This window comes from Phenylobacterium sp. (genome assembly GCF_030693805.1).
Taxonomy (GTDB): Bacteria; Pseudomonadota; Alphaproteobacteria; order Caulobacterales; family Caulobacteraceae; genus Phenylobacterium.
In genome coordinates this window covers 1-11,013 of sequence record NZ_JAUXZW010000195.1, presented here as the reverse complement: position 1 = coordinate 11,013, position 11,013 = coordinate 1, and the positions used below count along the sequence as shown (strand labels likewise).

The window sequence follows — 11,013 nt, the reverse complement described above, 5'->3', positions numbered from 1 at the left end:
CTGACCCACATGTCCAACGTGCTCGGCACGGTGAATCCAGTCGCAGAGATCGTGCGCCTGGCGCACGAGGCGGGGGCTGTAACCCTGGTCGACGGCTGCCAGGCGATCGTCCACCAGCCGGTGGACGTGAAAGCGCTGGATGCCGACTTCTACGTGTTCTCTGGCCACAAGCTCTATGGGCCGACTGGCATCGGCATCCTCTACGGGAAGGCCGCGCGCCTTGCCGAGCTGCCACCCTATCAGGGCGGGGGCGAGATGATCGGCGCGGTCAGCCTGGAGGCGATCACCTATGCCGACCCGCCGCACAGGTTCGAGGCCGGCACGCCGCCGATTCTCGAAGCGATCGGTCTGGGAGCCGCAATCGAGTGGTTGAACGGTGTCGATCGCGCCGCCGCCGCCGCGCACGAGGCCGCCCTCTACGCCCATGTGACCGAGCGACTCGCCGGGGCCAACTGGCTGAGAGTGCTCGGAGAAGCGCCGGGGAAGGGCGCGATCCTGTCGTTCACCGTGGAAGGCGCTCACGCCCACGATGTCGCCCAGATTCTGGACCGCTACGGGGTGGCGGTGCGCGCCGGCACCCATTGTGCAGAACCTTTGATGCGACGTTTCGGCGTCACTTCGAGCGGACGCGCATCATTCGCCCTATATAATACCCACGACGAGGCCGAGGCCTTCGTCGATGCTCTCACCCGGACCCAAGCCTTTTTCGCCTGATCATGACCGACACAGCCAACATCGAACCGACCTCGCCGCAGCTCAGCCAGGAGCAGCTCGACCGGCTTACCGATCTGATGATCGGCAAGCTGAAGACGGTCTATGACCCGGAGATCCCGGTCGACATCTACGAGATGGGCCTGATCTACAAGGTCGACATCTCCGACGACCTCGACGTGGCGATCGATATGACGCTGACGGCGCCAGGTTGCCCGGTGGCCGGCGAGATGCCCGAATGGGTTCGTGACGCCGTGCTAAAGGTTCCAGGCGTAAGGTCCTGCAAGGTCGACCTGGTGTTTGACCCGCCGTGGACGCCCGACCTGATGTCGGACGAGGCCAAGCTCGCCCTGAATATGTTGTGACCATGGAAAACCTCGATATCGGTCCCTCCGGCCGCGGCCGGCGTCCTCGCCCCAAGCTGGTCACCCTGACCGAGCGCGCGGCGGAGCGCGTCCGCGAGATCATGGAAAAGGCTGAGCAGCCCTACGCCGGGCTGCGTGTCGGCGTGAAGAACGGCGGCTGCGCCGGTCAGGAATACGTCCTGGAATACGCCCAGGCCGCCAACCCCCTGGACGAAGTGGTCGAGGACAAGGGCGTCACCATCCTCATCGAACCCAAGGCGGTGTTGTTCCTGGTGGGCTCTGAGATCGACTACGAGTCGACGCGACTGGCTTCGAAGTTCGTGTTCCACAACCCGAACGAAACCGACGCCTGCGGATGCGGCGAAAGCGTCACGATCGAGCCTGCGAAGCTCTAAGCCTCGGCGGGCTCGGGTTTGCGGCGCGCATCGTTGGGGTTGGCCACCAGCACGGACGGCCGCGCCGGCTCTCCCGTCGCCCTGGCGATCAGCTCCTGCGATCGACCCTCCACCACCTCCTCCAGGCGCTCGAGGAACGGCGTGCGGTCCAGGCCAGGCGCGATCGGGTCGAGGAATTCGATGGTCGCTGTCCCCGGTGTCTTCTTGAAATCCGTTTGCCGCCAGAAGAGGCCCAGGTTGGTCGCCACCGGCACGACCGGAAGGTTGAAGTCCCGCGACATGTAGTAGACGCCGGTCCGATATCGAAACCGTTCGCCAGGCTTTGACAGCGCGCCTTCCGGATAGATCAGGATGCGACGGCCCTCGGCGTGGGCGGCCGCGGCGCTGGCGGCGAGCGCGCGACGTGCTTCGGGCCCGCCGCAGTTGTCGACCACGATCGCCCCAAGCTTGCGCAGGATGGCGCGCAACAGCGGCACCCGCTCCAGATGATCGCCGGTGACGAATGCAAGGTTGTCGATGTTCGCGAACATCACGAAGCCATCGCCCCAGGAGTGGTGCTTGGCGGCGATGATGAAGGCGCCTTTCGGCAATCGCTCCTGGCCGCGCAGCTCGACCTTGATGCCGGCGAAGACGCGCATCGCCCAGAGCATGCGCCGCGTATAGAGGCGGATCGCCCAGGCCATCGGCGCGCGGCCGGGCAGGGCCGCCAGCACCGCGGCGAGGATCGCGTAGAACAGCGACAGCCACCAATAGGCGACGGCGAATAGGAGGCTGCGCATGTGATGTCGTTCTCTTGCCGTCTGCTGAGGAAGAGCTTCAGGAGTCGATGAAGCGTGCCGGGCGCGCCTCGATGAACGCGGCGATGCCTTCAATCCCATTCGCGGTCCGCCCCGCCAGGCCTTGGGTCATCCGCTCGGCGTCAAGCCCGCTGGTCTCCACTTTCTTCTGGCTCACCGTCGCGTCCCTCGTAGCCGCCGCTCAGAGGCGACTTGCGCGGGAGCCTAAGGCAGCGCCCCAGCCGAGGTAAGAGACTCAGCCGAAGTAAGAAACTCAGGCCGCATTGGCCATGTCCTCGGCGCTGGTCGTGCGGTTGCGTCCGCGATGCTTGGAGGCGTAGAGCGCCTCGTCGGCCCTCTCCATGAGGGCGGGGGGCTGTTCCCCAGGGCGACGCTCGGCGAGGCCGGCCGAGACCGAGACCGTACCCAGATCCTCATTGGTCGATCGGCGCTTCAGCATGCGCGATGACACCTCGCGGCGGATGGTCTCCAGCACCGCGAAGGCGGACGCGGCGGTCTCGTTGGGGAACAGCAGCGCGAACTCCTCACCGCCGTAACGCGCAACGACCCGCGGGGCCGAGCCCATCTTGCCGATGACGCTGGCGACGAAGCGCAGAACCTGATCGCCCGTCTGGTGGCCCCAGGTGTCGTTGAACGATTTGAAGTGGTCGATGTCGATGACCGCGAGCGTCAGCGGCCAACCGCCTTCGTCCGCTTCGTCGCAAGCCCGGTCGAGCTCGTCGTCGAAGGCCTTGCGGTTGGCCAGATTGGTCAGGCCGTCGGTCGTGGCGTCGCGGCGCACCTGCTCCAGGTGCTCGCGCAGACGGTTGACCTCGTTGGTGGAATCCTCGAGCCGCTCTTCGAGCGCCCGGTTCTCCTTGTGCACCCGGCGGGTCGCCGCGGTGAGGGTGGCGATCGTCTGGCGCAGTTCGGCGGGGTCCTGTTCATCGTCCAGCACGCGGCTGGCGCTGGCCAGGGTCTTGCCATAGACCTCGCTGGACTTGCGCGCCGTCTGGATCGCCTTGGAAACCGAGGCCAATTCCTTGGACAGGGCGTCGCCGGCGTCGCGGATGTGGTCGTTCAGGCGCGCCTTCGGCAAGTAGGTCGCGGCCAATTCGTCGCTGACCGTGTCTGTGAAGGCTTCGCCGCTATCGATCAGCCGGGCGATCTCGCGGGCCAGGGCGCCGTCGGGCGCGACCACCACGTGGGTCCAAAGTTCGAAGTTCAGCGCGGTGGGCCAAACCCGGTGGCGCTCCATCTCTTCGAGCGCCCTGCGGGCCACCTCAAAGGCGCCAGGCCCACGCAACATGGTCTCGACATCGCCGGACATAGCGCATCCTCAACTCGGCCATGCCCGCCCCCCGGGGCGCACGGCGTTTCGCGCTAGTGAGACTACAGGCGAGAGTCGAACGAGGCGTTAAGCCGCCGCTCTTGGCGGCGATCCGCGACGATCAGTCTTCGCTTGCTGGACGCGTCGGCGGGCGCATCAGGAAGGCCGGCGTATCGGCGCCGAAACCTACCACGCCGCTGCGATCATCGTCGTCACGGTCACGCCGAGGGCGTTCGCGATCGCGTTCCTGGCGGCGTGGCGTGCGAGCCTCGCGTTCGGCCGGTTCACGTACCGGCGTTTCGCGAGGCGCGGCTTCACGAACCGGAGCCTCACGGGCCGGAGCTTCGCGCAGCTGGGGTTCGGCGGCGGGGACCTCGCGTGGCGCGGCGTCCCGTCCTGTCGAACGGCGCCCACGCGGACGGCGCGGCGCTTCGGAGGTTTCGGCCGGCGCGGATTCAGCAACCGGTTCGGCGCTGACCGCAGGCTGCGCGTCCTCGACCGGAGCCGTATCCACCTGTTCGGGCCTGCGGCTTCGGCCACCGCGATCACGCGACGGACGTTCCGAGCCGCCGGAGCGGGCCGGACGGCCTTCTTCCTTGATCTGCGACCAATCGATGTCGAGCACGACCTCGTCCGGCGCCATGCCGATCAGCTTCAGCACCTTGTCGAGCTGGCGGCCGTCGGCGGGGGTGACGATCATGTAGGTGTCGCCGGTGAGACCGGCGCGGCCCGTACGGCCGATGCGGTGGACGTAGTCGTCGGCGTGATGCGGCACGTCGTAGTTGAACACGTGGCTGACAGCCGGGATGTCCAGCCCACGGGCCGCGACGTCCGAAGCCACCAACAGACGCAGCTCGCCCTTGCGGAACGATTCCAGCGTGCGCATGCGCGTCTGCTGGTCGAGGTCCCCGTGGATCGGCGCAGCATCAAATCCGTGCGTCTTCAGCGACTTGGCGACTACGTCGACTTCAGATTTGCGGTTGCAGAAGACGATGCCGTTCTTGACGTCGGCGCGACCGACCAGGGCGCGCAGGGCGGTGCGCTTGGCCTTGGGGTCAGAGCTCGGCACGCGGGCGATGTGCTGCTTGATGGTCTCTGCCGTCTGCGCCGGGCGCGAGGCCTCGATCCGGACGGGATCGTTGAGGAACTGCTTGGTCAGCCGGGTGATTTCCGGCGGCATGGTGGCGGAGAAGAACAGGGTTTGCTTCTTCGGCGGGGTCATCGCGAAGATGCGCTCGATATCGGGAATGAACCCCATGTCGAGCATGCGGTCGGCCTCGTCGACCACCAGGATCTGCACGCCGTTCAGCAACAGCTTGCCGCGCTGGAAGTGGTCGAGCAGGCGGCCGGGGGTGGCGATCAGCACGTCGACGCCGCGGTCGAGCTTGAGCTCCTGGTCGTTGAAGGAGACGCCGCCGATCAGCAGCGCCCACGACAGCTTCTGGCCCTTGGAGTACTTTTCGAAGGCGGAGGCGACCTGGTCGGCCAGTTCGCGCGTCGGCGCGATGACCAGCGAGCGCGGCATGCGCGCCTTGCTGCGGCCGGCGGCCAGCCGGTCGATCATCGGCAGGGTGAAGGCCGCCGTCTTGCCGGTGCCGGTCTGGGCGATGCCCAGCACGTCGCGGCCCTGAAGCGCGACAGGGATGGCCTCGGCCTGGATCGGAGTTGCAGTCGTATAGCCGGTGTCGGCGACGGCTTTAAGCGTCGCGGGCGACAGGCCCAATTCGGAAAAATCAGTCATCTGGAGCAATCGGGGCGGGCGCTCCACCCTTGAGGGCTGGCGAACCGCGGCGGCGCGAACGGCAGTCGTCGCGCGAGCCGGAAGATAGGGCTGACGGCCTTTAAGTCAACGCGTTCGATGTGCGAAGCCCATGATAAGCCCCGCTTTGAACGCCTAGACGTCGATATCGGCCGCTGCAAACTCCGCGTTCTCCTGGATGAAGCGGAACCGCAGCTCCGGCTTGCGTCCCATCAGCGCCTCGACGAGGTCGATCACCGCTTCTTCGGACCGGGGCAGGGTGACGCGCGCCAGCGTGCGCTTCGAAGGATCCATGGTGGTCTCCTTCAACTGCGCCGGCATCATCTCGCCCAGCCCCTTGAAGCGGCCGATCTCGGGCTTCTTGCCCTTGAACTCGGTGGCCAGCAGCTCGTCGCGGTGGGCGTCGTCGCGGGCGTAGATCGCCTTGCCGCCGTGGCTAAGCCGATAGAGCGGCGGCAACGCCAGGAACAGTCGGCCGGCGCGCACCAGGTCGGGCATGGTGCGGTAGAAGAAGGTGATCAGCAGCGAGGCGATGTGCGCGCCGTCCACGTCGGCGTCGGTCATGATCACCACGCGCTCGTAGGGCAGCTCCTCCTCGCGGTATTTCTAGCCGCCCTGGACGCCAAGCGCCAGCATCAGGTCGGACAGCTCCTTGTTGCCACCGGTCTTGTCGCTGCTGGCCGAGACGACGTTCAGGATCTTACCGCGGAGGGGAAGGATCGCCTGGGTGCGGCGATCGCGGGCCTGCTTGGCCGAACCGCCGGCGCTATCGCCCTCGACCAGGAAGATCTCGGCGCCGTCGACCGCGCCGGCCGAACAGTCGGCGAGCTTGCCCGGCAGGCGGAGCTTGCGGGTCGCAGAGGCGCGCGCGACCTCCTTGTCCTTGCGCCGCTTCAGCCGTTCCTCGGCGCGCTCGATGACAAACTGCAGCAGCGCGCTGGCGGCCTTGGGCTGGGCGGTCAGCCAGTGATCGAAAGGATCGCGAAGGGCGAGCTCCACCAGGCGCTGGGCGTCGCTGGAGGACAGGCGCTCCTTGGTCTGGCCCTGGAACTCGGGATTACGCACGAAGACGCTGATCAGAGAGCCTGCTTGGGCCAGCACGTCGTCGGCGGTGATCAGGCCGCAGCGCTTCTCGCCAGTGAGTTCGCCATAGGCCTTCAGTCCGCGGGTGAGCGCCGCGCGCAGCCCGGCCTCGTGCGTGCCGCCCTCGGGCGTCGGTACGGTGTTGCAGTAGGACTGCATGAAGCCGTCGGCCTCGCCGAAGCCGGCCGGCGTCCAGGCGATCGCCCATTCCACGGCCCCGGCCTCGCCCTTGCGCTCGTAGCGGCCGGTGAAGGGCTCGGGGGTGACTGTCTCAAGCCCCTTGACCCGCTCGGCGAGGAAGTCCGCCAGGCCGTTGGGGAAGCGGAACGTCGCCTGCGCCGGCGTCTGGTCCGGGATGCGCGAAGGATCGCATGACCAGCGGATCTCGACGCCGCCGAACAGGTAGGCCTTTGACCGGGCCATCCGGTGCAGGCGCGCCGGCTTGAAGGCGACGCCTTCGCCGAAGATCAGCGGGTCGGGCGCGAAGGTGATGGCGGTGCCATGTTTCTTCGACGGCGCGATCTGCTGGATCGGTCCGAGCGGCTTGCCGCGGGTGAAAGACTGACGCCACTCGAAACCGTCTTTCCAGGCGGTGACCTCGACCCGCTCGGACAGGGCGTTGACCACCGAGACGCCCACTCCGTGCAGGCCGCCGGACGTCTCGTAGGCGTCGCCGGAGAATTTCCCACCCGAGTGCAGGACGGTCATGATGACCTCCAGCGCCGACTTGCCGGGGTGTTTGGGATGCGGGTCGACCGGGATGCCGCGACCGTCGTCGCGCACGGTCAGCGCGCCGTCGGCGTCCAGGCTCACCTCGATGATCTTGGCGTGGCCGGCGACGGCCTCGTCCATGGCGTTATCGAGCACCTCGGCGAACAGGTGGTGCAAGGCGCGCTCGTCGGTGCCGCCGATATACATGCCCGGCCGCTTGCGGACGGGTTCCAGGCCCTCGAGAACCTCGATGTCCTTGGCGGAATAGCCGCCAGACTTGGCCGCCGCCTGCGGACGCGGTTCGTGCGCCTCGGTCAGGGGGTTCGCCGGCGCAGGATTGAGCGCGTCGTCGAATAGCGAGGACTGGGTGGCGGCTGAAGTGGCCTTAGGCATGGGGGGAGCGTGCTTTGATTCTAACTCCACCCGGTATGAATCGCGGGCGGGACCAAAGCAATGCGGCGTAGGCGCGGGGTCTTTGACGCGGGCGGCCTGCATCCAAACTCAGCCAAGCTCGTTTTGATCGCTCGCAGGCGCGCAGCCGCGCGTCGACACCGGTGACAGCCTGATGACCTCAATCGCCGACCCCCTCGTTGAACCGTCGCGCATCTCGACAGGAATCCTGGATCTGGACAACATCCTCGGCGGCGGTCTGACCCCCAACAGGTCCTATCTCATCGAAGGGACGCCCGGCAGCGGCAAGACGACGATTGCGCTCCAGTTCCTGTTGAACGGGGCGCAGGCGGGAGAACGCGGGCTCTATATCACGCTGTCGGAGACGGCCGCGGAACTGCGCGAAGTCGCCCGCAGCCACAACTGGTCGCTGGACGAGATCGAACTGTTCGAGCTGGTCAGCGAGGACGGCCTCGATCCGGAGAGCGAGCAGTCGATCCTTGACCCTTCCGAAGTCGAACTCGGCGAGACGATCCGCGGCGTGATGGAATGTCTCGACCGTATCCGCCCGTCCCGCGTGGTGTTCGACAGCCTCTCGGAGATGCGCTTGCTGGCGCAGAATTCGCTGCGCTACCGACGTCAGATCCTGGCGCTGAAGCAGTATTTTTCAACCCTGGGCTGCACGGTGCTGATGCTCGACGACCGCAGCTCCGATCCAGGCGACCTGCAACTCCACTCCATCGCCCATGGAGTGATCACGCTTGAGCAGGCGGCGCAGGAATATGGATCGGAGCGGCGCCGGCTTCGTGTCGTGAAGATGCGCGGGGTCAAATACCGCGGCGGCTTCCACGACTTCATTATCGAGACCGGCGGTGTGGCGGTGTTCCCGCGCCTGATCGCCGCGGAGCATCACCGCGAGTTCACCGGAGAGCTGGTGTCGACCGGCGTACCGGCGCTCGACCAGATGCTGGGCGGCGGCATCGCGCCCGGCACCAACACCCTGCTCACCGGTCCATCCGGCGTCGGCAAGACCAGCACGGCGGTGCACTGCGCCCTGACCGCGCTGCAGCGTGGGGAGAAGGCGGCCTATTATCTGTTCGACGAGGGTCTCGCGACACTGTTGGCGCGGGCGAGCGCCCTGGGCATGGACCTCGCCCCCTACATCGCAAGCGGTCAGTTGAGCATCCGGCAGATCGATCCTGCAGAGCTGTCGCCTGGCGAGTTCGCAAGTTGGATCCGCACCGCTGTCGAGGTTGACCAGGTGCGATTCCTGGCGATCGACAGCCTCAACGCCTTTCTGCAGGCGATGCCGGGCGAAAAGTACCTGCTGCTGCAGATGCATGAACTGTTGAGCTATCTGAACCAGCAGGGCGTGATGACCATGCTGGTGCTTGGCCAGCACGGCATCGTCGGCGAGGTGCGCGCCGACGTGGACCTGAGCTATCTGTCCGACACCATCGTGCTGTTTAGATATTTCGAGGCCCACGGCGAAATGCTCAAGGCGGTCTCAGTCGCCAAGAGCCGGACGACCGAGCACCAGTCCAGCATCCGCGAGTTTCGCCTGACCCCACGCGGTCTGGAGGTCGGCGTTCCGCTCAAGGATTTCGAAGGCGTGATGAGCGGCCTGCCGACCTATCGCGGCGCGACGGAGATGATGGCGGCAGAGCGCGCGGCGGGGGCCTGAACGGTGGAGCAGCGCATCCTCCTGCTGGCCCTGAGGGGGCGGGATGCTTCAGTGATCGCCGACCTGCTGGGCCGCCAGGGTCACGAATGCCTGGCCTGCGCCAGCAGCGACGAACTGGCCGGTGAACTGGCGCAAGGCGCTGGGGCGGCGATGATCACCGAGGAGTCCCTGGTCGACGCCGATCGCGGAGCGCTGCTGCGATGGCTCGAGGCGCAGCCTCCTTGGTCGGACTTTCCGTTCATTCTGCTCGCCACCAAGCGCGGCGGCCGCCGTCCAGGAGCTGCTCTGCTGATGCTGCATCAGCTCGGCAATGTGATCGTGCTGGAGCGACCGATCCATGGCGAGACGCTGACCAGTGCGGTGGACTCGGCGCTTCGAGCGCGGCGCAGGCAGTACGAAGCGCGCAAGCGGCTGGACGATCTGCAGGCTGCAGAAGAGCGGCTGCAGCAGCTCAACACCACGCTGGAGTCACGCATCGAAGAGCGCACCCACGCCCTGGCCAAGGCCAACGACCAGCTCATGCAGGAAGTGGCCGAGCGCGAACGGGCCCAGGCCGCGCTCGTTCAGTCGCAGAAGATGGAGGCGGTGGGCCAGCTCACCGGCGGCATCGCACACGACTTCAACAACCTGCTGACGGTCATCGGCGGCAATCTGGAGCTGATCCAGCGACGAGTGGACGATGAGAAACTGGCGCGCCTAACCCAGTTCGCGCTTCACGCCGCGGACCGCGCGGCGAAGCTCACCCGGCAATTGCTGGCCTTCTCACGTACGCAGCGGCTCACGTTGAAGCCCGTGGATATCAATGCCCTGGTCCTTGGCATGGACGATCTGCTCGACCGCACCATCGGGCCGCGCATCAGCATCCGGATGATGCTGGACGAGACTTCGGCCTGGGCCATGGCGGACGCCAATCAGGTCGAACTGGCTGTCTTGAATCTGGTGATCAATGCGCGGGACGCGATGACACGCGACGGCGTCATTCGGATCGTCACCGATCGGCGGTCCAGCGCCGCGGCGCCCGACCTTCGGGAGGGGGACTACCTCGTCCTCGCCGTCTGCGACAACGGCGTCGGCATCGCACCCCATCTCATCGAAAAGGTGTTCGATCCTTTCTTCACCACGAAGCCCTTGGGCAAGGGCACCGGCCTGGGACTGAGCCAGGTCTACGGCATCGCTCAGCAGTCTGGCGGCACGGTGCGCATCACCAGCACGCCGGGCGAGGGCACGACCGTCGAAATCTGGCTGCCGGTCAGCGAGGCCTTCGTAGCGCCGGAGGTGGCGAGCGCGCCGCTGCAGGCCCGCGCCGACGGGCCGCGCAAGCGGGTGCTGGTGATCGAGGACGACGCCGGCGTGCGCCGCTTCATGGTCGAGTGCCTGGAGATGCTCGGTTACGCGGTGGTGGAGGCGGCTTACGGTCGTGAAGGCCTGGAGCGCCTGGCCGCCGCGACGCCAGAGCTAATGATCGTAGACTACGCCATGCCCGGCATGAACGGGGTCGAGGTCGTCACGGAGGCGCGGCTTCGGGCCCCCGATCTGCGGATCATCCTGGCGACCGGCTACGCCGACATGGAAGCCGTCGACAAGGTGATCGAAGCCGACCGGGTGCTGAGAAAACCGTTCCAGATTGACGATCTCGACGCGGCTGTCCGCGCCGCGCTGGCTTAGGCGTGGCGGCACGCGACTAGCGACGCCCCAATGAAAAGGGCCGCGGCTTGCGCCGCGGCCCTTCAGGTTCAACGCTAAACCAAATCCCTTAGAGGCTGTTTGGAAAAGGCGTGAGCGGTGATTCCGCTTCATCGTGGTCTGTGA

The 11,013-nt window shown here is 66.6% G+C and carries 9 protein-coding genes and 1 pseudogene; 5 read left to right on the top strand and 5 right to left on the bottom strand.

Annotation, left to right across the window (positions count from 1 at the left end; all coding sequences use genetic code 11):
* The 3 genes from Q8M88_RS07950 to Q8M88_RS07940 form a co-directional block, all read left to right on the top strand.
* On the top strand, positions 1 to 714 hold a 714-nt coding region (locus tag Q8M88_RS07950), incomplete at its 5' end, for an aminotransferase class V-fold PLP-dependent enzyme (RefSeq protein ID WP_305596131.1).
* A 2-nt stretch (positions 715 to 716) separates the two neighbouring features.
* Positions 717 to 1,076, top strand: coding sequence for an SUF system Fe-S cluster assembly protein (locus Q8M88_RS07945; RefSeq protein ID WP_305596129.1), 360 nt, complete (start codon positions 717 to 719; stop codon positions 1,074 to 1,076).
* 2 nt (positions 1,077 to 1,078) lie between these two features.
* Positions 1,079 to 1,471 carry an iron-sulfur cluster assembly accessory protein gene (locus Q8M88_RS07940; RefSeq protein ID WP_305596127.1) on the top strand — a complete coding sequence of 131 codons (393 nt, stop codon included), beginning with the start codon at positions 1,079 to 1,081 and terminating at the stop codon, positions 1,469 to 1,471.
* On the opposite strand, the gene Q8M88_RS07935 is transcribed toward Q8M88_RS07940, so the two are convergent.
* The 5 genes and pseudogenes from Q8M88_RS07935 to parE form a co-directional block, all read right to left on the bottom strand.
* Positions 1,468 to 2,250, bottom strand: a complete 783-nt coding sequence (locus Q8M88_RS07935; RefSeq protein ID WP_305596125.1) for a 1-acyl-sn-glycerol-3-phosphate acyltransferase — start codon at positions 2,248 to 2,250, stop codon at positions 1,468 to 1,470. The two genes, Q8M88_RS07940 and Q8M88_RS07935, sit on opposite strands and share 4 nt — an antisense overlap.
* Positions 2,251 to 2,287: 37 nt before the next feature.
* Positions 2,288 to 2,425 (bottom strand): hypothetical protein, encoded by a 138-nt coding sequence (locus Q8M88_RS07930; protein ID WP_305596123.1) that lies wholly within the window; start codon positions 2,423 to 2,425, stop codon positions 2,288 to 2,290.
* Positions 2,426 to 2,521: 96 nt separating this feature from the next.
* Positions 2,522 to 3,577, bottom strand: coding sequence for a GGDEF domain-containing protein (locus Q8M88_RS07925; RefSeq protein ID WP_305596121.1), 1,056 nt, complete (start codon positions 3,575 to 3,577; stop codon positions 2,522 to 2,524).
* A gap of 121 nt (positions 3,578 to 3,698) precedes the next feature.
* Positions 3,699 to 5,318 carry a DEAD/DEAH box helicase gene (locus Q8M88_RS07920; protein WP_305596119.1) on the bottom strand — a complete coding sequence of 540 codons (1,620 nt, stop codon included), beginning with the start codon at positions 5,316 to 5,318 and terminating at the stop codon, positions 3,699 to 3,701.
* A gap of 153 nt (positions 5,319 to 5,471) precedes the next feature.
* Positions 5,472 to 7,523 (bottom strand): annotated as a pseudogene (gene parE, locus Q8M88_RS07915) (DNA topoisomerase IV subunit B).
* Positions 7,524 to 7,695: 172 nt separating this feature from the next.
* Here parE and Q8M88_RS07910 point away from each other — a divergent pair.
* Positions 7,696 to 9,204 (top strand): ATPase domain-containing protein, encoded by a 1,509-nt coding sequence (locus Q8M88_RS07910; RefSeq protein ID WP_305596117.1) that lies wholly within the window; start codon positions 7,696 to 7,698, stop codon positions 9,202 to 9,204.
* A 3-nt stretch (positions 9,205 to 9,207) separates the two neighbouring features.
* Positions 9,208 to 10,869 (top strand): ATP-binding protein, encoded by a 1,662-nt coding sequence (locus Q8M88_RS07905; RefSeq protein ID WP_305596115.1) that lies wholly within the window; start codon positions 9,208 to 9,210, stop codon positions 10,867 to 10,869.
* Positions 10,870 to 11,013 lie beyond the last annotated feature (144 nt).

What these genes read in the sequence shown, in the direction of transcription:
- Q8M88_RS07945 (WP_305596129.1), top strand. Translation starts at nt 717, where the DNA reads ATGACCGACACAGCCAACATCGAACCGACCTCGCCGCAGCTCAGCCAG.
- Q8M88_RS07940 (WP_305596127.1), top strand. Translation starts at nt 1,079, where the DNA reads ATGGAAAACCTCGATATCGGTCCCTCCGGCCGCGGCCGGCGTCCTCGC.
- Q8M88_RS07935 (WP_305596125.1), bottom strand. Translation starts at nt 2,250, where the DNA reads ATGCGCAGCCTCCTATTCGCCGTCGCCTATTGGTGGCTGTCGCTGTTC.
- Q8M88_RS07925 (WP_305596121.1), bottom strand. Translation starts at nt 3,577, where the DNA reads ATGTCCGGCGATGTCGAGACCATGTTGCGTGGGCCTGGCGCCTTTGAG.
- Q8M88_RS07920 (WP_305596119.1), bottom strand. Translation starts at nt 5,318, where the DNA reads ATGACTGATTTTTCCGAATTGGGCCTGTCGCCCGCGACGCTTAAAGCC.
- Q8M88_RS07910 (WP_305596117.1), top strand. Translation starts at nt 7,696, where the DNA reads ATGACCTCAATCGCCGACCCCCTCGTTGAACCGTCGCGCATCTCGACA.